We start from the raw sequence: 24,165 nt of genomic DNA on the forward strand, positions 1-24,165 counted from the left end.
TCATATATCTTTCTTCTAGTTTCCTGCTTTCACCCGGTTCTGTTCGGCCGAGGTGGCTGAGTTGCGATCGCGGGCACCTTTCACATTCTGATTACCAAAGCGGTAGGTGAACGTTAGCCTGATCTGGCGGCTTTCCCAGCGCGATCCAACCCGGAAGTCGATATCCTGAACCATTGCCCGGCCCCGGAACTGATTCAGCCAGAAAGGGTCGTTTACGTTCAACTTGATATTGCCTTTGCCTTCCATTACTTTTTTCTGCACCCCGATGCTAAACCCACCCATGGGCTGAGCCCGGTAGAAACCGTATTGTGATGCCGAATTAAACCAGCCCGATACTTCGGCCGACAAGGTTTTGTTCAGGGTAAAGTTGTTCGATGTGTACAGGTTGAAAGCCACCAGTTTTACCTCATACGGTGTTCCGGAATAAACCGTTTGGTAGTTTTGGTAGTACGTATTTACGTTATTCTGCATCCGCCACCACTTGGCAACCGTTACCGGGAAACTAACATTCAAATTCAGGTTGTCCAGATGACCCAGGTTCTCGGGTGTTACATACGTAATGTTCTGAGCGGCAATCTGGCGGGGCGTTTCCTGATTAATAAAATCTGTGGTCCGGCTAAAACCGAGTGTCGTTGAAATAGCACCTTTGTATACGTGCGTCAACTCAACCGAATTGGTGTATTGTGGCCGCAGAAACGGATTACCCTGCTGGTAGGTATATGGGTCCAGATAGAACACAAATGGATTCAGGTTCTGGTAATCGGGCCGGTCGATCCGGCGGCTGTACGACATATTCAGTACGTTGTTCGTATCGAGCTGCCGCGATAGAAACACGGTTGGGAACAGGTTCAGGTAATTACGGTCGACGGTTTGATTCAGCGTGACCGACGTGCCCGTTGAGTGCGTATGTTCGGCTCGAAGCCCCGTCTGCACTTTCAGTTTCCCGAATTTGCCCGCATAGTTGATGTAGGCTGCGTTGATATTCTCATTGTATTTGAACTGGTTGGACCGGCTGGCATCGAACAGCCACTGTTTTGTTTCCTGCTGCAGTGTATCGTAGATGGTGTTGTTATCCGCATCGACAAAGCTGCTTTTCAATCCGGCTTCTACTTTGCCCCCATTTTTCAGCGGGTGTACATAATCCGTCTTGAACGCCATGATGTTGATCTCAGATGGCATGTTGTTGCGTACATCCTGATTGGGCCGGGTCAGCGAATTATCGGCGTTGTAGTAAACCGTACTCAGGTTGTTGTTATTCTTTCCACCGTAATGCACGTAGTCGGCGTCGACGGTCCACTCGCGGCCTTTGCCGTCAAAATCATACTTGTAATTGATGTTGCCGGTCACGTTGGACATGAACTGCCGGGCGTCGGTTTTGGTCGTGGGGCGGCTGGTCAACCGTCGGTTTTCGTCGCTGATGAGCGTATTGTTCTGCCCACCCGACCGCCAGTCGTTCGAGAAACCGTTCAGCAATACACCTACAGTACTTTTTTTGTTGATATAATAGTCCAGTCCCGCTTTATAGGAATGGCCGGTAAATTGGTTCGGACGGAAAGAATACTGGTCGAAGTAGGTCTTCTTGCCGTTGTAGGGAATAGCCCGGTTGATTTCGTTGGTTTGGGCACTTTCCCGGTTTACGTAGCTATAGTTACCAAAGACGTTTAATTTACCCTCGCGGTGGTTGAGGTTCAGGGAGGTGTTGAATTTCGGCAGATCGTCGCGGGCACCTTGCAGATTTTTCACCCAACCATAACCCGTCCCGACGATGAATGTACCGTTGGTGCCGAAATTCTTGTTCTTCTTCATCTTGATGTTGATGATTCCCGAATTACCAGCCGCATCGTATTTAGAGCCGGGATTGGTGATGATCTCAATCGAGGCAATGTTGTCGCTGGGTGTATTTTTCAGCAGATTGGACACTTCCTGCTGAGAGAGATACGTCTGTTTCCCGTCGATATAAACAATCACCCCGGCCTTTCCCTTCAGTTGAATCTGATCATTCTGCCGGTCGATGGTTACCCCCGGCGCTTTTTCCAGAACTTCCAGCGCCGTGTTTCCGCTGGACACAATGCTATTTTCTACATTCATGACCGTCCGGTCAACCTGTTGCTCTATGAAGGGTTTCGTCGCCACCACCTTCACTTCGGTCAGGCTTTTGGTTTCATCGACCAAAGCCAGGGCGGGCAGTTCGGCTGCCGGATTTGCTTCATCAATGGCGAACGGTGCGCTATACGTTTTACTATAGCCGATCTGTTGGGCGGCTACCCGGTAGTTTCCGGCACCTACATTTTCAAATGCATATTTCCCATCGGCATCGCTGATGGCTCCTTTTACCAGCGTAGAGTCTTTGGCTTTCAGGAGCATCATGGTGGTAAACTCAAGTGGTTTACCCGCTACAGTTCCCACTTGTCCAATTACCGTTCCCCGTGTTAGCACTTGCCCAAAGGAGGTTGATAGACCAAGTAGGATTAAGATAGATAAGGATAAAATCGTTTTCATAATACTGGACTTTTTTCGGAAGGTTGCTTCGTGTTCTTCAGAAGTACATGGCAAAGGTAGGTAGTGGGCATCACAAAGTACCTGTTCTTACACAAGCGGTCTGAACGGCAGGATAAGCGGATTTTAGCGGGGGAATTGAATTTTTAGAGAAGAGTCCGGGAGAAAGACACGGAAATAAATGAACTGTTGCACGAGTCCGTAACTTTTTTAGCTACATTTAAGCCTATCCAACCTGTTCATCCATGGCGGCTTTCACAATAGTCTGGGGATTGCTAAACATCGGTCTGGCCATCACGGTATTCGTCGTTTCTTACCGAAATTTTCGCATCTATTCAGAACGCTACGGCCGATTGGCCTCGGGGATTTTACTTTTACTGACAGCGGCCATGTGTCAGTCTCCGGGCAAAAAACAGTCTGCCGGAGCGAACCCGGCTTTTTTCCAAACGACCATATCCAGTTCGGTTATTTCGGACAACAGCCACCGTTCATATACTATTCAGTTGGCAGACTTTGGCTTCTCTAAACTGACTCAGAGGATCAGTATTGATCGGTCGGATTCAGCTACTGCCCAGCTTAGCAGTTTTGTTATGCTGACCGGCCTTACATCGGGGATTCACTGGACGCCGGTGTACACCTCTGTTACACTGGGTACTGATCGGCATCTTCGGTACCATTCAACTGGTTCCATACAGTGGCTGCTGCTTAGTATCCCGATTTATTCACAAGTGAAACATTTTACGGGCGATGTACCTGCTACTAACTCAAACGAACAGTGAATCAGTTGATACCCCGACTCACTGTCCGTTTGGTGGTTACAACTTTAAACCTACCGCCCACACGCTGGCATCGGGTCCCTGCCCTGCCTTGAAAGGGCTATTGGGCTCGTAGCGGAAGAAAAGTTTAGCACTGCCCCGGAAACCCAGTTCCGAGGTAAGTCCCCAGCGAACGGTATTCAGATTGTACGAGCCATGATCCCGAACGGTTGAGCCGCCAACGGGCTTCACTTTCGTATAACTGTCCAGGCGAATACCGGCATAAGCACCCAGCCCCAGCGTCAGTCCCGACCGGAACGACACGTTGAACATAACGGGGAGGTTGAGCTGTGCCATCACTAACTTGGATTTGCGCAGATCGACATCCGACTGTTCGATGCTCAATTGATTGTTTCGTTCGACGAGAATATTTCTGCCCGCATCGGCCGATCGCTCGAACATGAAGTTGTTCCAGGCGACTTCCGGGCCGGTTACGAGCCGGAGTTTAGTAGCGCCTTTTACAGAAAGCGGAATCCGTTTTTGCCAGGCCAGTGCTACAAACCGCGACCCAAGGGGACGGAAATCATAACCCGCCGGCATCGACCCGCCGAAGTTATTCAACCCAACATACACGCTAAAATCAGAGGTGATGCGATTGGCCGATTTGTGGTAGCGGGTCGTCGAAACGCTGGAGTCGGTCTTGATAATAACGGTTGTATTTTGAGCCAATACAGCGGTCGAGGCAGCGATCAATGTGGTTGTGAGGAGGTGTTTGAACGTTTTCATGGTTGTAGTCAAGATTAAAGGTTTAGGAAAATTGGGGATGTCTTTTTTTCAGGTTGTATTCTTTTTTGGTATTTGACAGGAAGATGTAAGAACCCCGGATGCAGGTTGCATGATGGGTTAAAAAAAACATTCAATCACCTTAAAATAATCTATAACTAATTAAAAACCAGAATCTTATCACCTGTAAAAATTATTGATTATACTCATTTAATGTGTAGACCGTTACACCAGGCATTGCCTTTAGCAATTTCACCATCAACTCCCGATGTGAAGCACCCACGCCAACAACCACCCGCTTAGCGCCCATTTTCCGGGCCCGACTCACTACATTCTGCACCATCCCTTCATTGCGCAGTGTCCAGTAGTTGAGCATGTCACGCACCCCGTTCTCCGGAAACCCTTTTAACCCAAACAGATAACGATTGCCATAAAAATTACCGAAGTCAGTCAGCTTATCCCATTCGGCCGTGTTAAAAAATGCCGTTCCTTTGCCTGCTCTGACAGCCGCATTCATTTGCTGTTGCAGAGCATTATTCTCGTTTAGCAAGGCGGCATACTTTCGGTAATCGGCGGAGTTGGTATCGGCTTCAATAGATGTTTCAAATACTTTATACAGGGAGTCCGTTTTACTCCATGCCTCGCTCCAGGGTGTATTGTATTTCTGGCAATCCATCGGCATGATTTTCTCGATCTTCGACGTCTGCGCAATCGGATGAAAGATGTTGTAGTATTCGTTCGTGCGACGGAAACCCAGGTTTTTAAGCGAATCAATCGGGCCGAGTATGCGGGTAAAGGCGGCAATTTCTTCGTTGCCAAAAGCAGGTCGCAGTTTGTCGAGCAAGTAAAACTGATAAGACGCATTGCCAAAATCATGGGTCAGAAATAAGGCGTGGGCCAGCTTCATACGCTCCTGGTGAAAGTTTGGATGCTCATGAAGCAGTTTGTATTGACGCGCAATGAACACCTTCGGATTTTTGGGCAACTTGTGCCCTATTTTCGTCAGGTAGGCAAGCCGTTTATCAATGGCATCTTTATTCCAATGGCGATCCAGGGCATCGTAGTCTTCAGGCGAAAGATTTTCCCCGAAAACGGCATCCGGTTTGAACGCCAGCGCTTTATTGATCGGGTACGAGAAGTCCTCAATGCTTTTAGTACCATAGTCGTGCGAAGCGGCAATAAACAGAATCTCAAGGGGTTGATTCGTCGCCGATTGAGCTTTTGCCAGAATTGATATGGAGATCAGCAGGAGCGTAACGAAATAGTTCATGGTCGTCGTGATTGTGTTTGTGAATTGATGACCCAAAGGTGGGGCCTGCGGAATAGCCCGTTCACCTGTTTTCGACCAACCTCTTTATCATGTCGGCAACCAGCCTCTTCAATCGACCAACGCCTATCCGGCACTTCAACGGCGTTGATCGGTTAAAAAGGGGTGTTTGTCGATCCCGTTTGTGATAGACTGCCTCACTAACGTATTTCGTACGTCGGTAAAACTCCCGGACTTATGGCACTTCGCGTACCCACTTTCCTGAACGATCGTACCCGCGTTCGTAATCTGCTCTACCTGCTGCTTTGTGGTACCATGATCCTTATGAATGCCTACGAGCCGAAAAAGAATGCGTATGTGTTCGAGCCACTGGAAATCTCGATCAGCGTTACGTTCTGGTTCACCGTCTTTTTTGAACACGTCATGGTGCTTAACCGCTACCTCACCCGTCAAAAAATACTATGGGCGCTGGTCGGTTCAGTCGTGGCGTTGGGCGTTTTTATCGTCCTCCGTTATTTGCTCGAGCAAGTCTTTTTTTGGTACGTATTTAGCTTCACCAATTACGATCCGGACACAACCTTACTCTATTACGCCAAGGATAATCTTTACTTTGCCTTTCCAGCCATTGGATTGGGGTTGGCCTTTAAAATCATCGAAGACTGGCTTGTACACCAGCAGGAACGCTCCGAACTCGTTGGGGAGCGTAACATGGCCGAGCTGGCCTTCCTGAAATCGCAGGTGAATCCGCACTTTCTGTTCAACACGCTGAACAATATTTACTCGCTGGCCTATACCAAATCAGATGCCGCTCCGGGTGCGATTCTGAAACTGTCTGAACTAATGCGCTATATGCTTTACGACAGCAATACCCGCACGGAAGAAGGCGGCCGCGTGTTATTGTCGAACGAGATCAGCTACCTTAAAAATTATGTCGAACTCGAAAAGCTGCGCGTAATTGATGCTAACGTGCAGTTTAGCATTGAAGGCAATACGGATCTGTACCGTATTGAACCACTCCTGCTGGTATCGTTCGTTGAAAATGCGTTTAAACATGGCGATCTGGCCGACCCCAACCACCCGCTTGTGCTGGATTTGAGCGTTCAGAAGGGTAAATTGCGGTTCGATACACTCAATAAAAAGACGAGTCGGCAAACGGATGCTGTGGGTGGAATTGGCCTGACGAATGTAAAACGACGGCTTGAACTGCTCTACCCTAACCAACACACGCTGCACATTACGGATGAGGCCGATAGCTACGCCTGTTCGCTGGAATTGAGTTTATAAGTTGATTTTCAACCATCGTTTATGCGCTGCCTCATTGTTGACGACGAACCCCTCGCCCACGCTATCCTGAGCGACTACATCCAAAAAGTGCCTTTTCTGGAACTGGTGGGCGCTACGACCAGCCCCATCGACGCCCTCACGCAGGTACAACGGGGTACCGTCGACCTGGTGTTTCTGGATATTCAGATGCCGGAACTCACCGGTATGCAGTTCTTGAAATTGGTAGAGCGGGCAGTCGGCGAAAGCCGGTGCCGGGTCATTCTGACAACGGCTTACTCCACGTACGCGCTGGAAGGCTACGAGCATAATGTTGTGGACTACCTGCTCAAACCGATTTCGTTCGAGCGGTTTTACAAGGCCGTTCAAAAATTATTCCCGCCTGCCAAGGCTGAAAGGGTCGAAATCCCCCCGGCGGCTGCCGTACCTGATAACATACACGCAACGGTACTGCCGGAAATCACCACCAAAGATTACATTTTCGTCAAGACCGAATATCGCTTGCAACGGGTCGACCTGAGTGAGATTTTATATTGCGAAGGGTTGAAAGATTACGTGTCCATTTACACACCAACGGAGCGGATTCTGACCCTGCAAACGATGAAGAGCCTGGACGAAAAACTCCCGGTCAATCAGTTTGCCCGCGTCCACAAATCCTACATTGTTGCCCTTAACCGCATCGAATCCATAGAACGTAACCGAATATTCATCAAAAAAGCCGTCATCCCCATCGGCGATACCTACCGGGATGGGTTTTATAAGTTGATTGACGGGTAATATTATGGGGGTGTTTGCCGTTGGGCGTAGTTTATGACTACGTCGAACTACCCAACGCCAAATTCTCACACCTGTGTTGCCAGCATTACGATACCGAGCCTGCTCCCCTCCCCTGGAAAAACAGGGGAGGGGCCGGGAGTGGGGTATTAACCAGCCAGATAACCCCACTATTCCTCTTCTTCGCTGTTATTCAGTTTGGACAACAAGCCGTACCCGCCGTTGACGACGATTGGCGTCTTTGTCGGGTCTACATCAGTGGGCAATGTAACGGCCACGTAGCCGTTTTCATGTACGCCCGTTTTAATCTCCACTTGTCTGAAATGATACATAGCGGATTTGGTATCCTTCCGGTCAAGCACGTAAACGTACGACTTACCCCCAAAACCAATAACAGCCGTTTCGGGTAAAGCCGGTAAAGGCTGGGTTTTCACGTCGACCTGCGCCGTAATGTATCCGCCCGGAATGTAGTGGCTGGCATCCCCTTCCGGGTGAGCCAGTACCGAAATGGTACGATCAGCGGCAATGGATTTACCGATCAGGAAGATGGTCCCCTGGTGTTCCAGCGTAGCATCGCCCCCCATGCCAAAGCGCACGATCTGTCCCGTATGAATGCGGCTGATATCTTTCTCGAAAACACTCAGGCGCACATGCAGGTGGTCCAGGTTCGTAATCTGCGCCAGCACATCGGACGGATTCACGAACCGGCCGTTATTCGTTGGCACATCGGTAATAAAACCCGACACAGGCGATGGTACGCTAATCGTGCGAACCATTCGTTCGGGCGTCAGGGTGGCTGGATTTATTCGGAGGATCGTTAACCGCTGCGCCATGCCCGCCAGCTGCGCCTGTAAACTTTGCCGGTTGGCCCGAACCTGCTGAAAAACTTTCAGCGCATTGACATTATCCCGGCTCAACTCCTGCTGACGTGCAAACTCCAGATCGGCATATTCCAGCTTCGCTTTGGTATCGAGGTAGTCCTGCTGCAGTTGAACAAATTCCGGATTTTCGAGCACCACGAGCGTCTGGCCCTTGCGGATACGCATACCCGGTTCAAGCTGAATCTGTCGAATATAGCCCCCAACCGGCACCGACACCGACACCAAATTTTGAGCGGGCACATCGAGTGATCCATTTACTTTCAAGGTGGTGCTTAATGGCCGTAGAGCCGGTTGCCCCAACTGAATGGCTGCCATGTCGTATTGAGCCTGGCTCAACGATACCACCACCGGCCCACCGGACGCGTCTTTTTCGCTTGTGTCTTTTTCGGACGCCTGTTTGTTGAGATTCGGCGTTGATTTATCCTCTTCCGACGAACCAGACTGGCAGGCAACAGCCCCAAGCAGAACGCTGACGGCCAAAACGGCTACGCAGAGAGAATGATGTATGTTTATGGACGAATGCATAGATGTCTTGAGAAATGCGGTGGGGTTATGGGTTGCCCAGTATATAATTGATATAGAGAACCGATTGATTGTAGTCGTTGAGTAGATCGACGTAACTGGAACGGATGGTTAATGCCTGCTGCAGGGCCAGCGAAAATTCAACATAGCCAATGTCGCCACTGCTAAAAGCCCGTCGGGCATTGGTCTGAATGAGCGTTGCCTGCGCCAGACCATTCTGTTCATAGTACGTAAGAGCATCCCGGTACTGCTCAAACTGCTGAACAGCCTGCGTCAGTTGCTGGCTCAAGGCAAACTGTTGCTGCTGCAACTCCGTCTGTGCCACTTGCTCACCAATGCGGGCGGCATTGATGCGGGCTTTCTGCGCTTGACCCAGCAACGGCACCGAGATACCAAGCTGCCCGCCGTTAAACCGATAACCCGGTCCGAAATACAACTCCTGCCCATTAATCAGCTGATTACCAGTTAGTGTTTGCGAAAACAGCCCCACCAAAAAATCGGGCTTTAGCCGGGCCTGCTCCACCAGCCGGGTTTGCTGGGCCACGCGAACCTGCTGATTCAACTGCCGCAGCAGCGGATTGCGGTTCAGACTGGCCGTGTCCGTTGGAATGAGCAGGGTAAGTTTGGTCAATGCCTGATCGGGGGCATCCACGGGCGCCGGGCTGTAGAGCAGCGTTTGCAGACGCGTCCGCACCCCTACCCGATTGGCTTCATTGCGGGCCAGCCGTACACGCTGGTCGGCCAGTTGACTTTCGGCGGTTGCTTTTTCCAGACTCCCCGTCTCGCCCGTCTTGAACCGAAGGTTAGCGGCCTGAACAAATTCCGACAGCAGCGTATCCTGCTGCCGGAACAGCCGGCTTTTCTGTTGCAAATACACCAGGTCATAATAGGTCGATTTCACCTGATACTGAACATCATTGCGGGTTACCAGCACGCCAACTTCCCGGCTGGCAACGGTCTCGTCGTTCAGCGCAGCCAGTCGGCGCATGAGTGCTGGATTGGGTATGTTTTGCGTGATGGTCAGGTTGTTGTCGAACCGGCGGCTGTTGTACTGACCCAGCATCGCCGTTGCCGACAGCCGCCCGGCATCATAAGCCGTTCGGCGGAGGGCCTGTTGCTGGCTAACACCCAGTCCGGCAATCTGCACCTGTGCATTGCGGTTACCGGCTCGTTGAAGCGCCTGTTCCAGCGTGACAACCTGCATCTGCGTGCCCTGCGCCTGTGTATTGCGGCCCATTGCCAGGAGTGCCAGCAGGACTACAGTGGCCACCGTAGCTGACTTTCGGGCAGCATTCGCTTCTTTTTCGACCGCTTTCTTTTCCATTAGCGAATAAAGAATAGGTAATACAATTAATGTTAGCAGTGTTGCGGTGAGCAGGCCCCCGATAACAACCGTGGCCAGCGGTTTCTGCACCTCCGCCCCGGCCGAATTCGAAATGGCCATCGGAATAAACCCGAACGAGGCCACCAGAGCAGTCATAATGACGGGGCGCAACCGGACTTCGGCGCCCTGCCGTATAATTTCGATCATGTCCGTCAACCCCTCTTCGTGCCGGAGTCGGTTAAACTCCGCAATCAATACGATACCGTTCAGCACCGATACCCCAAACAGGGCAATGAAACCTACCCCGGCCGAAATACTGAACGGCATATCGCGCAGCAGCAACGCAAAAACGCCACCGATGGCTGCCATTGGAATCGCCATAAAGATCAGCAAGCTTTGCCGAACGGAATTGAATGTGAAGAAGAGCAGGGCGAATATCAGTCCCAGGGCGATGGGAACGGCGATAGACAGTCGTTTCTTGGCCTCAACCAGATTCTGAAACTGCCCGCCGTAGGTTATGTAATAGCCGGGTGGAAACTTGATCTGCTGCCCGATTTTCTGCTGTAATTCGGCCACAATACTTTCTACATCGCGCCCCCGCACGTTGAAACCCAGCGTAATACGCCGGTGGGTGTTATCGCGCTGGATCTGGTTGGGGGCCTGCTCCATCGTGACCGAAGCCACTTGACCGAGTGGAATCTGCCCCCCCGTAGGGACGGAAATGTACATATTTTGAATATCCTCGATACTCTGCCGCTTCTCGGCAGCCAGTCGAACAACCAGATCGAACCGTTTCTCCCCTTCAAACACCAAACCCGCCGACTGACCGGCAAAGGCGGTATTGATGACCCGGTTTACATCCGACACGTTCAGGCCAAATTTGGCGATCTGCGCTCGGTTTAGCTTGATAAGTATCTGGGAGAGCCCGCCAACCTGTTCTACGTACAAATCCTGAGCCCCGTCGATGGTACGCACAACCCGGCCTACCTGATCGGCTAGTTTGGCGAGCTGAGTCAGGTCATCTCCGTAGATTTTAAGCGCTACATCCTGCCGGGCACCGGTCATCAGCTCATTGAATCGCATCTGCACCGGCTGCTGAAAGCCAAAGGTTACACCGGGAATAACGGATAGTGCTTCGGACATTTTCGTGGCGAGTTCATCACGGGTCGTGGCCGATGTCCATTCGTCCTTTGGCTTTAGAATCACCATCTGGTCGGCAGCTTCAATGGCCATGGGATCTGTCGGGATTTCGCCGGACCCAATCTTGGCCACGACCTGCTCTACTTCCGGAAACTGTTTGAGCAGAATCCGTTCGGCTTTCAGGGTCGCATCGACCGTTTCGGAAAGTGAACTACCCGTCAACGTTCGGGTATCGACGGCAAAATCGCCCTCATCCAGCTGCGGGATGAACTCCCCCCCCATCCGACCAAACAGGAATACGGTTAAAATAAGCAGTGAGACGGCACCGGTTAAAATAAGCAGCCGGTGTTTCAGCGCCCACAAAAGCAACGGTTCATAGACCCGGTAGATCCGCTTCATAAGTCGATCCGACAGCGTCTCTTTATGCACGATTTTCTTGCTCAGCATCAGCGCCGAAATCATGGGAACGTAGGTAATCGACAGAATAAACGCGCCCAAAATAGCGAAGGCCACGGTTAGGGCCATGGGCCGGAACATCTTTCCCTCAATGCCCGACAGGGCCAGAATGGGCAGGTAAACGATCAGGATAATGATTTCGCCAAAAGCCGCCGATGAACGAATCCGGGCCGCCGACAGAAACACCTCTTCATCCATTTCGCTCTGGGTAAGCGTTTTGTCCCGGTTACGCAGCATGATGTGGTGCAGAGTAGCTTCAACGATAATGACGGCCCCATCCACAATTAGGCCGAAGTCAATGGCGCCCAGACTCATTAGGTTACCCGACACTCCAAACAGGTTCATCATGGCAATAGCAAACAGCAGGGCCAGCGGAATAACGGAAGCCACCACAAAGCCTGCCCGGAAATTACCCAGCAGCAACACCAGTACAAAAATGACGATGGCGGCTCCTTCCAACAGGTTCCGTTCAACCGTACCAATGGCGCTGTTCACCATTTTTGTACGGTCCAGAAACGGCACAATCTGAACACCCTCCGGAAGTGTTTTCTGGATCTCGGCCATCTTCATTTTTACCCGTTTGATGACCGCTGATGAGTTCTCTCCTTTGATCATCATCACAATCGCTCCCACAGATTCACCCACTCCATTGCGGGTTAAGGCGCCATACCGCACAGCCGAGCCCATGTTTACCTGCGCCACATCCCGCACCCGTACGGGTAACCCCTGGTCATTCAGGTGAATGACAATATCAGCAATATCATCCGTCGAATTGATCAGGCCATCCGAGCGAATGAAGAACGCATTGGGCTTTTTGTCGATGTAAGCGCCCCCGGTATTCTGGTTGTTCTGCTCAAGGGCCGTAAAAATTTCGGTGATGGTGATGCCCATACTCCGAAGCCGGTCGGGATCAACGGCAATTTCATACTGTTTCAACAGCCCCCCGAATCCACTCACATCGGCCACACCGGGAGTTCCCAGTAGACTACGCCGGATGGTCCAGTCCTGAATGGTCCGTAGATCGGTTAGTGAGTATTTCGACTCGTACCCTTTCTTGGGTACAACGGTATACTGGAAAATTTCGCCCAGGCCCGTCGTTACGGGTGCCATGACGGGCGTACCAATACCCGGCGGAATCTGGCCAACCACATTCTGAAGTCGCTCGGCAATTTGTTGTCTGGCCCAGTATACATCGGTTGCATCGGTAAACACAACAGTGACGATCGAAAGCCCAAACCGCGAAAACGAACGAATCTCGACCAGATCCGGAATATTCGACAGGCTTACTTCAACGGGAAACGTCACTAATCGCTCGATGTCTTCGGCCGCCAGCGATGGGCTACTGGTAATGACCTGCACCTGGTTGTTGGTGATATCGGGAACGGCATCAATTGGCAATTGAGTAGCCGACCAGCCGCCCCAGAGCACTAAGGCAAGGGTGAACAGGCCGATGATCAGCTTGTTGCGGATGGAAAATTGGATGATTGCGTTTAGCATGAGAGAGCGGCAGAAACAACGGGAAGCGTACCTGTCTGCCGGACAGATACAGATGGGCTACATACTAGCCGCCAACGCCAACTGGCGTCAGATACGAACAAAAGAGAGTATACTGGAGAGATCCTGACAGGCCAGGTAAGTCCCGAAAGGGCACAAAGAGGCTTATAGCTACGCGAACCTACGCTCGGGGCGGGTTTATTAGCGAAAAGACGGCCAGGAAGGAATATAAATCGGCCTTACTGAAGAAGTCAGCTTTAGTAGACAGGATAGCCCCTACAGCCGCGGAGAAATGAACGGCAACTGCGTTGGACGAAAATACCGGTACGGTATGACCTGCCGTGGGCAGGTTATGATGGCTATGATTGGGGTGTTTCTGGTGTTCTGAATTAGCGCCGTAGTGCATGCCCAGAAAGTCCAGGAAACCCAGTTGGGCATCCGCTTCCCGGTGCTGCTTGTAATGCTGCATCAACTCGACCCACTTGGCCGACTGGTCAATACTAAAGCCAGGCAGCAAACTGCTCCCTAACATCAGACCGGCCAAAAGTAGCGCAACAATTGATTTCATAAGACTCCTGCGTCAATCTATTAACGGCAAGTAAATACGAAAGTTACTAAAGTTAAAAGAAGCCTCCTAATTTAGAACCAGTCCAATGGGTTAGCGTGGTACCGTAACTACGCTAAAAATTGCAGCAGTTCAATCCGATTAGCGAACGGGTCCCGGAAGAAAAACCGCTGGCGACCGTCAATCTCGGATGAATATTCAATTTCAATACCCTGAGCGGCCAGGGCCTCCCGGGATTCGTCCAGATTAGCGACCTCAAAGGCCGGGTGCCGTTTGGAGTAGCTGCCGCCAGCCTCTTCCCGAAGGTGTAACTGAATATCGGCAATTTGAAACCAGATAGCTCCGGACGGATGGTTGCCAGGTATTTCAGTAAGCCCTAAAACCGTACTATAAAACTCCCGGGCGCTGGCCGTTGCTCCTTCCGGAATGCAGAGTAGAACATGATCCAGGCGTTTGAATTGTATCATGGGGAGAAGGGTGGCAGGTGAATTGTGTTTTTTTGTAGCCGAAAATTGCTCCGGCTACAAAAAAACACAATTCTTAGTAAAACTTTGGCAGGGGATTCAGCGTCAAGTTCTGCCGTTGATGCCAATAGGGGTAAATTGTTGGTACATCGCTCGCAGCATCCAGTCGTTTTATCTGCTCTGTGGTGAGGTTCCAGCCAACGGCCCCGAGATTCTGTTTCAGCTGTTCTTCATTCCGTGCGCCTACGACGAGGGTCGACACCGTTGGGCGCTGCAAGAGCCAGTTGAGGGAAATCTGGGCCACGGTTTTACCGGTTTCTTCGGCCAGTTGGTCCAGCACATCGATAATGGTGTAGAAAACCTCATCGGCAATGGCAAAGGCGGGAACGGGGCTTCCTCCCTGCGCCACGCGACTATCGGGCGGAATGGGCTGATTTCGGCGGTATTTGCCACCTAGTCGGCCGGCTGCCAACGGACTCCAGATGATGCCGCCGACTTTCTGGTCGATACCCAGCGGCATTAGCTCCCACTCGTACTCCCGGTTCACCAGCGAGTAATACACCTGATGTCCGACGTACCGATTCCAGCCGTATTTTTCGGAAACAGCCAGCGATTTCATCAAATGCCAGCCCGAAAAGTTGGAGCAGGCAATGTAACGCACTTTACCGCTTTGTACCAGATCGTCGAGGGTTCGCAGGGTCTCCTCAACCGGCGTTACGCCGTCAAAACCGTGCATGTGATAGATATCGATGTAATCGGTTTTCAATCGTTTAAGACTGCTTTCACACTGTCTTATCAGGTGAAAACGCGACGACCCCTGGTTGTTTGGTCCTTCGCCAAACGTAAACGTAGCCTTGGTCGAAATCAGGACTTTATCCCGCATTCCCTGCAGGGCTTTTCCCAGAATCTCCTCCGATAGCCCGTCCGAATAGACATCAGCGGTATCGAACAGGTTGACCCCGGCATCCAGACAAAGATTAACCAGACGGGATGCTTCGTCGGTTTGGGTGCTGCCCCAGGCTTTGAAGAAATCGTTGCCACCCCCGAAGGTAGCGGTGCCAAAACTGAGCACCGGAACATGTAATCCAGATGCGCCTAATTGCCGATAATCCATGTTTTACGTATCTACTTTTTCCTTGAACACAAACCACATTCAGAAGTTTGCCATCAAGTAAAGTATGCAGACATATTTATTGACATCGACCAAAATATCAACTAAAACTATAGAATTAACAGAGAACATACACTTACCTATAAGTTTACCAATAAATTTTAATATAAATTTTATGTTTACATTAATTCAAAAACATATATTTGTTTAATTTTCAACCAGATTGATTTACGTTTACTTACCCACTAGTAGGCAATAAATTTCTGGCATTAATAGTACCCTCCGTAACTTAACTATAAAACGTATGAATCGGTATTCTGTAGTTTATCTGCTCAGAAAGCAGCACTACCACATCTGTTGTCGAACAAATTCAGAAGCAATCTCCGTGCTTGAGCATCTATTCTCGCTGGAAGGACACGCACCCATTGGCATTTACGATGCAAAGACAGAGCTCTTCTATTGGGAGCCGCAGCGCCAACAGGATTACAACCGGGCTCAGATAGAGGAGCAGGGTAAACTCGCCGACCAGATTATCCAAATAGCCCAGGCACTACGGCGGGCTAACCAAACGATAACCTACCACATCAGAACGGATACACAGTCCAGGTTGATGGCTTAGTTTCACTAAACCAAAAATGGTATCGAGAAACCCCTCGATACCATTTTTTTGATCCATTCAGCCTGTCTTTATCGACTGAAAACAGGGGTGTCAGCACATATTAATTACCATAGGTTTTGGTTTTATCTATAGACCTTTCAAACCGGCAGATGCCATCTTCGTGTAGGTCAGACTGGATATCGAGATTCCGGTAGCCGACTTGATCGACAGTTTATTCATGGGCGTATCCGGGAAAAATATATCGGTCATGACGGTAAGCCCCTTATCGGCAAACAGCTCGACGGAGGCTACATCCACCAGAAGACTCAGCGAAATTTTGCTATCCAAAGATAAACGCGGGGCTGTATGGCGCTTGCCAAACCCTTTCTCAAAATCAACTTTACCCGAACGGCTACGGTCGATGTAATACGTGTTAGCCGTTTTATCGTACCCGACTACCAATTCATTGCCCTGTTCATTGGCTAGCACAATGGAAAAATCAGTGGTGTTTTGGGTAGTCAATTCAAGCTTAAACTGGCCCGTCTCGTTCTTCGTTTTGGCTGTCAGATCATACTCCCCTTTTATAGGCAGGCTTTTCAGCGACGTCGTTTGCCCTTTGAGCGTGTTCAGTTCGTTGATGGGCGTTGAGGTCAGGAACAACTCTTTATTCACTTCTTCCAACCCCAGTGTTCGGGGAACGGTGTTGGCGCTGCGCCATGGATCGGTGGGCACGACGTTAGCATACTGCCAGTTGCTCATCCAGCCCATCAGGATGGTTCGCTCGCCGGTATTGGCGAACGTCACTCCGGCGTAGTTATCGGTGCCGTAGTCCATCCATTTGGTGGTTTTTGTATAGGGCGTGAAGGTTTTCCCGTTGAAATCACCCACAAAATATTGAGTGGCCGAACCACCGTTAGGGCCGCCGGGATTGATACTTACCAGCAACACCCAGGCTTCTTTGCCATTATGGGTTAACGGAAATAAGTCCGGGCACTCCCAAACACCTCCGTGCGCTCCCAGATCACTGCCGAACTCACTTTCTTTTGTCCAGTTTTTAAGATTGGGCGATGAGTAGAAGGTAATCCGGTCTTTGGTGGCCAGTGTCATGATCCATTTCTTATGCTGATCATTCCAACGAACTTTAGGGTCACGAAAATCAATAATTCCGGGGTTAGGCAGCACCGGGTTTCCGGCATACTTGGTCCAGGTTTTGCCTTCATCGAGGCTATAGGCCAGACTTTGGTACTGAAACTTATTTGATTTCTGCTTCTCCATTTTCGAATTATGGTGCGTGAAGATCGCGACCAAAGGCACTTGCCCATTCTTGCCGAAACCGCTGGTGTTGTTGACATCGACAACTGCACTACCCGAGAAAATCCAGCCCAGGCTATCGGGGTAAAGGGCAATGGGTTGCTCCTGCCAGCGTACCATGTCTTTGCTGGTGGCATGCCCCCAGTGCATAGGTCCCCAGGTGGTGCCATCGGGGTAGTACTGAAAAAACAGGTGATACGTACCCTTCAGATAAACCATCCCGTTAGGATCGTTCATCCAGTGGGCTCTGGGCGAAAAATGGTATTGAGGGCGGTATGGTTCGGACTTGGTTACCTGCCCAAAAGAATAACAGGCTAGTAAAATCAGTACAGCAGCGTTCAGTAGTGTTTTGTACATCGGGAATAGATGAATTGAGTGAAGGTAAGAAAGATACAGAGGGGAGTCTACTCGGCTAAGAGCCGCCCCCCTCAATAAACTGCACTACCAACCTAAAAAAAGGCTCAACGGATTGGCCTCTCCATATACTTTATTTGCAAATTCTGCTCAGCCCTTGCACTGATTCAAATCGTGCTTTCTGTCCAACGGATCACCACCGAGCGGGCGCCCCCGTCTGCTGGACAGAACCGCTACAGAAACAGGCGGTTTCTGAAACGACGGGCCAGAGCGGGCACGCTACGGCAGATAGCCAGTCAAACGGTAGTCGAAATCAGGTATTGATTTACAATGGTTTCCTCCGTAAACGAAGGCGTCGCTCCGCGCTGGCCAGCCACATAGGCCCCGGTAGCGCAGGCAAACTCAAGGGTTTTCCGGGGCGTTTCGCCCTGCAATGTTTTGTACAGGAAAGCGGCTAGAAAAGCATCTCCGCTGCCAATGGTGTCGGCCACTTCGACCGGGAACCCAACCTGACTATGCAGCCCGGCCCTATCCAGCAAGACGGCCCCGTGCTCGCCCAGGGTTACGATGAGTTTTTCGAGCCTGAACTGACTCCGGAGCTGATACATGGCTCGATGCAGGTCATTCTCTTCACCGTACCAGCTCGACAGTTCGACCAGCTCGTGCTCGTTGAGTTTAACGATGTCTGCTTTGGCAAGTAGTTCCTCGACAATGTCGCGGGTAAAGTGAGGAGCCCGCAGATTAACATCGAACGCTTTCCGGGGAGCTACTTCCAGTAAGGCCAGCAAGGTTTGGTACGTTTGCGGACTGCGGGCAGCCAAACTTCCATAAACGAACAAATCACTTTTTCGCACCGCGTCAACCAGATTGGGCTCCAGTTGAATATAATCCCAGGCCACCGGCTGGACAATCTTATAGGTTACCTCGTTCAAGTCCGAAACATTGGCTTTGGCTACTCCCGTCAGGTGCGTCTGGCCAACCTGAACCAGATCGAGCGGAAGCCCTTTCTGCCGCAAAAAATCAAGAAGTTCGCTGCCTAGCTCATCGCTTCCAACCCGACTGATCAGTTGGGAGTTAACACCAAAATTTCGCAGGTCAGCGGCCACATTCATGGGCGCTCCGCCGGGTTGCTTACTGGTAGGTAATACATCCCAAAGAATTTCGCCGAAACAGGTTATTGTTGGATTCATGATGAGTAAGATTAATGGACAACGAATGTTTTTTCGATTTTTTCAAGACTGGTACCTTTGGTTTCAGGCATGAGCCGCACTACGAACAGGAGTTGCAACACCATCATGATGGTGAAGAACAGAAAAGTGTTTCCTCCGCCAAAATGTTCAGCCAGATACGGAAAAGAGAAAGTAATAAGAGCAGCCATGAACCAATGGGTAAAACTGCCCAGTGCCTGACCACCCGAACGGACTTCGTTGGGGAAGATCTCTGAAATAAATACCCAGATGACGGCCCCCTGCGAAAAGCCAAAAAAAGCGATATAGCCAAACAGCAGCAACGGTACTGTCATGCCACTGAAATCTTGAACGTAAAAAGCGCGCGCTACCAAAGCCAGCGTAACGATTAGTCCCACCGATCCGATCTTCATTAATGTGCGTCGGCCAAAGCGGTCGATGAGGTTCATGGAAATCATGGTAAAAATCAGGTTCACCAGACCAATCCCCGCCGATGACAACAGAGCCGAACTCTTACCCAGGCCCGTCATCTCAAAAATCCGGGGGGCGTAGTAAATGATGGCGTTGATGCCCGACACCTGATTGAAAACAGCAAACAATACGGCCAGCATAACGGGTGTGTTGTATTGACCGGAGAACAAGCGGGCATTCTTATTCTGATGCTCGGCATTATCCTGTAGGTCCAGTAAAGTCTCGTCGGCTGTTTCCGGGTCAATCATGTTCAGTACCTCGCGGGCTTCGTCCACCCGGCCTTTGGCGAGTAACAACCAGCGGGGGCTCTCCGGAATGTTGAGCACGGCAATCAGGAAGATAAGCGAAGGCAGCGCCTGTACGCCCAGCATCCAGCGCCACGAATCATTGCCAAGGCCCTGCAGGAGAAAGTTAGAGAGGTAAGCGATGAGAATGCCTAACACCACATTGAACTGGAACATGCCCACTAGCTTACCGCGCGACTTGGCGGGCGAAATTTCGGTAATGTACATGGGTGCCGCCACCGACGAAGCGCCAACGCCCAGACCACCCAGAAACCGGAAAACGAGAAAAATAGGCCAGGTGGGAGCCAGGGCCGTACCAATGGAGGCTAATAAATATAGAACGGCGATCCAGAACAGCGTTTTTTTACGGCCTAGCTGCTGCGTTGGGATCCCCCCCAGCATAGAGCCAACAACGGTGCCGATCAGCGCAATGGAAACCGTTAACCCATGTTCCCATACGTTCAGATGCCATAACGTTTGCAGCGACTGTTCGACACCCGAAATAACGGCCGTATCGAAACCGAAGAGGAAACCGCCCAGCGCGGCTGTGATCGACCAGAAAAAAATGCGTTGTCTTTGACTCATACCGAATACGAAGCGGGCGATTTAGGAACGGCTTCATATCAAATTTAAGACAATGCCCGAGAGCGGGCTTTCGATAATTGTTCAAATACTTACAAATAAACAACCAAACAAATATTAATTGATAACCAGCAATTTACACGACAGAGCCCAACCATCAATGTCATTTTTGATACACTGACTTATGATTTTGATTCATTCACTTTTGGTAAAAAAATAGCTACATTAGCCAATGCACCGAGGGGCTGAGAATTAAACCTATTCCCTGAGTCGCCCGTTGTATCACCCATGAACCGAACCCAGATGCGATATGATGCCGATGTAATTATCGTTGGGGGTGGTCTGGCCGGGTTGATTGCCGGTATTGATTTGGCCCGCTCCGGTGTACAGGTTTTGCTCCTGGAAAAGTATAATTACCCCCAGCATAAAGTTTGTGGAGAATACATCTCCAACGAAGTACTCCCCTATCTGCAACACCTTGGCGTTTGCATCGACGAACTGAACCCCTCCCGAATCAGTCGCTTCCTGCTGAGTACTGCGGCTGGAAAAACCGTCGAAAGTACATTACCGCTAGGCGGCTTCGGGGTGAGTCGGTACACCCTCGACCAGTTTCTGGCCCATAAAGCGCAATCAGCGGGCGTCGACCTTCGGCAAGCGGACGTGACGGACATTCAATTTTACGGCGATGTCTTTACCGTGACAACTGCTGACGAAATAACCTACCGGTCGCCCATCGTTCTGGGTGCCTATGGCAAGCGATCCCAACTGGACAAACGGCTCAATCGGCCGTTTGCCACTCAGGAATCGAACTGGTTAGGTGTGAAAGCACATTATAAGGCCGACTTTCCGAACGACCTGGTGGCCCTGCATAATTTTGATGGCGGCTACTGTGGGCTCTCCCAGGTCGAAAACGGAATTGTAAACGCCTGCTACCTGGCCAATTACCGTAGTTTCAAAGCGTTTAAGCACATAGATTCCTTTCAGCAGCACGTATTGAGAAGGAATCCTTTTCTGGATGATTTTTTCGCGAAGGCCACCCCTCTTTTCACCAGGCCGTTAACGATCAGCCAGATTTCGTTCGACCGAAAAAGCCCGGTCGAAAACCATATACTGATGTGTGGCGACACCGCGGGCCTCATTCATCCCCTTTGTGGAAACGGCATGGCGATGGCCATTCACAGCGCCAAACTGGTATCGGAGTTGGTCATTCAGTTTTTTAATGGTAAACTAGCGAACCGGTCTGCTTTAGAAAAACAATACACCAACAGCTGGTCGTCCGAATTTAAAACCCGGCTGCTGACCGGCCGCATTGCCCAAACGGTGTTATCTTATCCGGCTATTACAGATGTTTTGTTAACAAGCCTGCAACGAACGCCCGGCGTACTGCCCATACTCATTAAGCAAACACACGGCAAACCCTTGCTGGTCTAATTCGTTTACAGTATACCGTACCGGCCGTTAGCGCAAAGCGGCTTCTACGACAATTGAACGCCCTAAATTGAACCTGATGTTTTTAAGTACTACGCAGCGTACCACCAAAGAAGAATATCTGGATGATTTTTCATTAGAAGGCGACGAACTGCGTGATGCCCTAGACAAAATTGCCATTATCAACCAATGGCTGGGTGGCAATCGGGTCACTATCGACGGGATCAGGGAACTCCTTAAAAATCAGCCCAAAGACCGGACTTTTTCTATCGTCGACATTGGGTGCGGCAATGGCGATATGTGCCGGGCAGTCGTCGACTTTGCCAAACAGGAAGGCATTCGGGTCGATGTGCTTGGTATCGACGCTAACGCGTACACCGTCAATCATGCCCGAGCCAGTTCAACGGCTTACCCGACAATCCGGTACGATACCCAGAACATCTTCGACGAACAGTTTGCGTTAGTCGATTACGATATTGCGTTATGTACACTGACGCTGCATCACTTCGGTGACCAGGAAATTCTGTATTTAATGGGTTTGTTGGCACAACAATCGAAACTCGGCGTCGTGATCAATGACCTTCAACGGTCGGCGCTGGCTTACCGGCTTTTCCAACTCATCTGCTTTGTTTTCCGACTCAACAAACTATCGCGTGAAGATGGACTCACGTCTATTTTGCGCGGGTTTAAAAAGCAGGAATTAGTCGCATTCTCGAAACAATTACGCTTCACAGCCTATCGTATCAACTGGCGTTGGGCTTTTCGCTACCAATGGATTATTAAAACCCTATGAGTGTAAAAATTGCGGCAGTTGCAAAAGCCTTACCCGAGAACTGGCGGGATACGAATGATATTTTACCGTTTCTGGATACCTGGCTGGACGGTCAGGAAAGCCGTTTTCAACGAAAAGTAAAAAAGATTTTCGAAAATGCTGCCGTCGACCGGCGCTACTCCGTCATGAGTCCGGCGGAGGTGTTTTCAATGACTTCGTTTGAAGATAAAAACGCCATTTATAGCCGGGAATGCATAAAACTCGGCGAAGATGTACTCACCAAAGCGCTGGCTAAAGTCAACTGGCGAACAACCGATATTGACTATCTGATTACGGTAAGCTGTACGGGCATCATGATTCCGTCGCTGGATGCCTACCTGATCAACAGCATGCAAATGAAGCAGGACGTTGTTCGATTGCCGGTAACAGAGATGGGTTGCGTGGCAGGTGTTTCTGGCATTATTTACGCCAAGAATTTCCTGAAAGCGAATCCCGGCAAACGTGCGGCTCTACTGGCGGTCGAATCGCCAACGGCCACGTTTCAACTGAACGATTTCTCGATGGCAAACATCGTGAGCGCGGCCATTTTCGGCGATGGGGCCGCCTGCGTCCTGCTCTCGTCGCACGAGGATGACGAGGGGCCGGAGGTGGTGTCGGAGGAGATGTACCATTTTTACGACGCCACGCACATGATGGGCTTTAACCTGACTAATAGTGGCCTGCAAATGGTGCTCGACAAAGCCGTAACGGACAACATTGCCGAACATTTTCCGGCGATCATTCACCCGTTTCTGAAGAAAAACGGACTGGTTATTGACGACATCTCACACCTGATTTTTCACCCCGGCGGCCGTAAGATTGTGGAAGTGGTGCAGGAGTTATTCGGGAAGCTGGGCAAGAATATTGACGATACGAAAGAAGTGTTGCGGCTGTATGGCAATATGTCGAGCGCCACAGTCCTTTACGTACTGGAACGGTTCATGGACCGGCCGCTAAACAAGGGGGATTATGGCCTCATGTTAAGTTTTGGTCCCGGTTTTACGGCGCAACGCGTTTTATTACAGTGGTAAACGAATTTTCAGGCAAAAATTATTGGGCGGTTATTCTGGGCGGCAGTTCAGGGTTGGGGTTAGCTACGGCAAAAAAGCTGGCGAAGCACGGCCTGAACCTGTGTATCCTTCACCGAACCCGAAAAACGGATCTACCCGATGTTGACCGGGCGTTCGCTCAACTGGAAGCCGAAGGCATTTTACTGAAACAGTACAATGTCGACGCAACCAATCCGGAAAAACGGACGGAAGTTATTTTGAACTTAACCGAAGCTCTGGGCAATACGGGCAAAGTCCGGGCGCTCATACACAGCATTGCCAAAGGAAATTTAAAACCGATAATTGCCAACGGCCAGCGTCCACTTCAGCACGACGATTTCCAGCTAACTATCGACGCCATGGCCATAAGTTTGTACGACTGGACGAAAGACCTCTTTGCCGCTCACTTGTTTGCCGCCGATACCCGGATCATTAGCTTCACCAGTGAGGGTAGTCATAAAGCCTGGCAGAATTATGCCGCTGTTTCGGCTGCCAAAGCCGCGCTGGAAGCCATTTCCCGAAGTATTGCGCTGGAAATGGCTCCGTATGGTATTCGGGCCAATTGCATCATGGCGGGCGTTACGGACACACCCTCGTTTCGCCTGATTCCGGGGGCGAATGTCCTGCGAAGCCACAGTCTGGAACGCAATCCATTCTCGCGGCTCACAACCCCCGAAGACGTGGCCAACGTGGTTTATTTACTTTGCAAAGATGAAGCGGCCTGGATCAATGGTGCCGTTATTCCGGTCAATGGTGGGGAACATCTTCAATGAATTG

The 24,165-nt window shown here is 50.5% G+C and carries 19 protein-coding genes; 8 read left to right on the top strand and 11 right to left on the bottom strand.

The window, feature by feature from the left end:
- Positions 1 to 15: 15 nt before the first annotated feature.
- Positions 16 to 2,499, bottom strand: a complete 2,484-nt coding sequence (locus tag ACYVJM_RS07140) for an outer membrane beta-barrel protein (protein ID WP_461147498.1) — start codon at positions 2,497 to 2,499, stop codon at positions 16 to 18.
- A gap of 242 nt (positions 2,500 to 2,741) precedes the next feature.
- Here ACYVJM_RS07140 and ACYVJM_RS07145 point away from each other — a divergent pair, with 242 nt between their 5' ends.
- Complete coding sequence (locus ACYVJM_RS07145; RefSeq protein ID WP_461147499.1) at positions 2,742 to 3,275, top strand: hypothetical protein; 534 nt, start codon at positions 2,742 to 2,744, stop codon at positions 3,273 to 3,275.
- 36 nt (positions 3,276 to 3,311) lie between these two features.
- Here the strand turns inward: ACYVJM_RS07145 and ACYVJM_RS07150 are convergent, their stop codons facing one another.
- A complete protein-coding gene (locus ACYVJM_RS07150) occupies positions 3,312 to 4,037 on the bottom strand; it encodes a porin family protein (RefSeq protein WP_461147500.1) in 726 nt (241 codons plus the stop codon).
- Positions 4,038 to 4,227: 190 nt separating this feature from the next.
- A complete protein-coding gene (locus tag ACYVJM_RS07155; RefSeq protein WP_461147501.1) occupies positions 4,228 to 5,304 on the bottom strand; it encodes a DUF5694 domain-containing protein in 1,077 nt (358 codons plus the stop codon).
- A 234-nt stretch (positions 5,305 to 5,538) separates the two neighbouring features.
- On the opposite strand from ACYVJM_RS07155, the gene ACYVJM_RS07160 reads away from it, so the two are divergent.
- Together ACYVJM_RS07160 and ACYVJM_RS07165 are read left to right on the top strand one after the other, a co-directional pair.
- A complete protein-coding gene (locus ACYVJM_RS07160; protein WP_461147502.1) occupies positions 5,539 to 6,585 on the top strand; it encodes a sensor histidine kinase in 1,047 nt (348 codons plus the stop codon).
- A 21-nt stretch (positions 6,586 to 6,606) separates the two neighbouring features.
- Positions 6,607 to 7,359 (top strand): LytR/AlgR family response regulator transcription factor, encoded by a 753-nt coding sequence (locus ACYVJM_RS07165; RefSeq protein WP_461147503.1) that lies wholly within the window; start codon positions 6,607 to 6,609, stop codon positions 7,357 to 7,359.
- 167 nt (positions 7,360 to 7,526) lie between these two features.
- On the opposite strand, the gene ACYVJM_RS07170 is transcribed toward ACYVJM_RS07165, so the two are convergent.
- The 5 genes from ACYVJM_RS07170 to ACYVJM_RS07190 form a co-directional block, all read right to left on the bottom strand.
- The gene (locus tag ACYVJM_RS07170) at positions 7,527 to 8,762 is read right to left on the bottom strand and encodes an efflux RND transporter periplasmic adaptor subunit (protein ID WP_461147504.1); all 1,236 of its coding nucleotides are present in this window, start codon (positions 8,760 to 8,762) and stop codon (positions 7,527 to 7,529) included.
- Between the two features lie 25 nt (positions 8,763 to 8,787).
- On the bottom strand, positions 8,788 to 13,176 hold the full coding sequence (locus ACYVJM_RS07175) for a CusA/CzcA family heavy metal efflux RND transporter (RefSeq protein WP_461147505.1): 4,389 nt from the start codon (positions 13,174 to 13,176) through the stop codon (positions 8,788 to 8,790).
- 178 nt (positions 13,177 to 13,354) lie between these two features.
- Positions 13,355 to 13,741, bottom strand: coding sequence for a hypothetical protein (locus tag ACYVJM_RS07180; protein ID WP_461147506.1), 387 nt, complete (start codon positions 13,739 to 13,741; stop codon positions 13,355 to 13,357).
- A 107-nt stretch (positions 13,742 to 13,848) separates the two neighbouring features.
- The gene (locus ACYVJM_RS07185; RefSeq protein WP_461147507.1) at positions 13,849 to 14,205 is read right to left on the bottom strand and encodes a VOC family protein; all 357 of its coding nucleotides are present in this window, start codon (positions 14,203 to 14,205) and stop codon (positions 13,849 to 13,851) included.
- A gap of 73 nt (positions 14,206 to 14,278) precedes the next feature.
- Positions 14,279 to 15,316 carry an aldo/keto reductase gene (locus ACYVJM_RS07190; protein ID WP_461147508.1) on the bottom strand — a complete coding sequence of 346 codons (1,038 nt, stop codon included), beginning with the start codon at positions 15,314 to 15,316 and terminating at the stop codon, positions 14,279 to 14,281.
- A gap of 301 nt (positions 15,317 to 15,617) precedes the next feature.
- Between ACYVJM_RS07190 and ACYVJM_RS07195 the strand changes: the two genes are divergently transcribed.
- Positions 15,618 to 15,932, top strand: a complete 315-nt coding sequence (locus tag ACYVJM_RS07195) for a hypothetical protein (protein ID WP_461147509.1) — start codon at positions 15,618 to 15,620, stop codon at positions 15,930 to 15,932.
- 126 nt (positions 15,933 to 16,058) lie between these two features.
- Here ACYVJM_RS07195 and ACYVJM_RS07200 read toward each other — a convergent pair whose 3' ends face one another.
- The 3 genes from ACYVJM_RS07200 to ACYVJM_RS07210 form a co-directional block, all read right to left on the bottom strand.
- Positions 16,059 to 17,579: a glycoside hydrolase family 32 protein gene (locus ACYVJM_RS07200; RefSeq protein ID WP_461147510.1), complete on the bottom strand. Its 1,521-nt coding sequence runs from the start codon at positions 17,577 to 17,579 to the stop codon at positions 16,059 to 16,061.
- Positions 17,580 to 17,872: 293 nt separating this feature from the next.
- Entirely contained in the window at positions 17,873 to 18,766 is an 894-nt protein-coding gene (locus ACYVJM_RS07205; RefSeq protein ID WP_461147511.1) for a carbohydrate kinase family protein, read from the bottom strand.
- Positions 18,767 to 18,777: 11 nt separating this feature from the next.
- Positions 18,778 to 20,103: a sugar porter family MFS transporter gene (locus tag ACYVJM_RS07210; RefSeq protein ID WP_461147512.1), complete on the bottom strand. Its 1,326-nt coding sequence runs from the start codon at positions 20,101 to 20,103 to the stop codon at positions 18,778 to 18,780.
- Positions 20,104 to 20,388: 285 nt separating this feature from the next.
- Between ACYVJM_RS07210 and ACYVJM_RS07215 the strand changes: the two genes are divergently transcribed.
- From ACYVJM_RS07215 to ACYVJM_RS07230, 4 genes are all read left to right on the top strand, one after another.
- Positions 20,389 to 21,531, top strand: coding sequence for an NAD(P)/FAD-dependent oxidoreductase (locus ACYVJM_RS07215; RefSeq protein ID WP_461147513.1), 1,143 nt, complete (start codon positions 20,389 to 20,391; stop codon positions 21,529 to 21,531).
- A gap of 76 nt (positions 21,532 to 21,607) precedes the next feature.
- Entirely contained in the window at positions 21,608 to 22,321 is a 714-nt protein-coding gene (locus ACYVJM_RS07220; RefSeq protein WP_461147514.1) for a methyltransferase domain-containing protein, read from the top strand.
- Positions 22,318 to 23,370 carry a type III polyketide synthase gene (locus ACYVJM_RS07225; protein WP_461147515.1) on the top strand — a complete coding sequence of 351 codons (1,053 nt, stop codon included), beginning with the start codon at positions 22,318 to 22,320 and terminating at the stop codon, positions 23,368 to 23,370. Before ACYVJM_RS07220 ends, ACYVJM_RS07225 begins: the two co-directional genes overlap by 4 nt.
- Positions 23,364 to 24,161 (top strand): SDR family oxidoreductase, encoded by a 798-nt coding sequence (locus ACYVJM_RS07230; protein ID WP_461147516.1) that lies wholly within the window; start codon positions 23,364 to 23,366, stop codon positions 24,159 to 24,161. The genes ACYVJM_RS07225 and ACYVJM_RS07230 overlap by 7 nt, the downstream gene beginning before the upstream one ends.
- Positions 24,162 to 24,165: the final 4 nt, after the last annotated feature.

Source organism: Spirosoma pulveris (assembly GCF_054781875.1).

Bases quoted from the DNA above. Each gene is read 5' to 3' on its own strand.
- ACYVJM_RS07140 (WP_461147498.1), bottom strand. From the start codon at position 2,499: ATGAAAACGATTTTATCCTTATCTATCTTAATCCTACTTGGTCTATCA.
- ACYVJM_RS07145 (WP_461147499.1), top strand. From the start codon at position 2,742: ATGGCGGCTTTCACAATAGTCTGGGGATTGCTAAACATCGGTCTGGCC.
- ACYVJM_RS07150 (WP_461147500.1), bottom strand. From the start codon at position 4,037: ATGAAAACGTTCAAACACCTCCTCACAACCACATTGATCGCTGCCTCG.
- ACYVJM_RS07155 (WP_461147501.1), bottom strand. From the start codon at position 5,304: ATGAACTATTTCGTTACGCTCCTGCTGATCTCCATATCAATTCTGGCA.
- ACYVJM_RS07160 (WP_461147502.1), top strand. From the start codon at position 5,539: ATGGCACTTCGCGTACCCACTTTCCTGAACGATCGTACCCGCGTTCGT.
- ACYVJM_RS07165 (WP_461147503.1), top strand. From the start codon at position 6,607: ATGCGCTGCCTCATTGTTGACGACGAACCCCTCGCCCACGCTATCCTG.
- ACYVJM_RS07170 (WP_461147504.1), bottom strand. From the start codon at position 8,762: ATGCATTCGTCCATAAACATACATCATTCTCTCTGCGTAGCCGTTTTG.
- ACYVJM_RS07175 (WP_461147505.1), bottom strand. From the start codon at position 13,176: ATGCTAAACGCAATCATCCAATTTTCCATCCGCAACAAGCTGATCATC.
- ACYVJM_RS07180 (WP_461147506.1), bottom strand. From the start codon at position 13,741: ATGAAATCAATTGTTGCGCTACTTTTGGCCGGTCTGATGTTAGGGAGC.
- ACYVJM_RS07185 (WP_461147507.1), bottom strand. From the start codon at position 14,205: ATGATACAATTCAAACGCCTGGATCATGTTCTACTCTGCATTCCGGAA.
- ACYVJM_RS07190 (WP_461147508.1), bottom strand. From the start codon at position 15,316: ATGGATTATCGGCAATTAGGCGCATCTGGATTACATGTTCCGGTGCTC.
- ACYVJM_RS07195 (WP_461147509.1), top strand. From the start codon at position 15,618: ATGAATCGGTATTCTGTAGTTTATCTGCTCAGAAAGCAGCACTACCAC.
- ACYVJM_RS07200 (WP_461147510.1), bottom strand. From the start codon at position 17,579: ATGTACAAAACACTACTGAACGCTGCTGTACTGATTTTACTAGCCTGT.
- ACYVJM_RS07205 (WP_461147511.1), bottom strand. From the start codon at position 18,766: ATGAATCCAACAATAACCTGTTTCGGCGAAATTCTTTGGGATGTATTA.
- ACYVJM_RS07210 (WP_461147512.1), bottom strand. From the start codon at position 20,103: ATGAGTCAAAGACAACGCATTTTTTTCTGGTCGATCACAGCCGCGCTG.
- ACYVJM_RS07215 (WP_461147513.1), top strand. From the start codon at position 20,389: ATGAACCGAACCCAGATGCGATATGATGCCGATGTAATTATCGTTGGG.
- ACYVJM_RS07220 (WP_461147514.1), top strand. From the start codon at position 21,608: ATGTTTTTAAGTACTACGCAGCGTACCACCAAAGAAGAATATCTGGAT.
- ACYVJM_RS07225 (WP_461147515.1), top strand. From the start codon at position 22,318: ATGAGTGTAAAAATTGCGGCAGTTGCAAAAGCCTTACCCGAGAACTGG.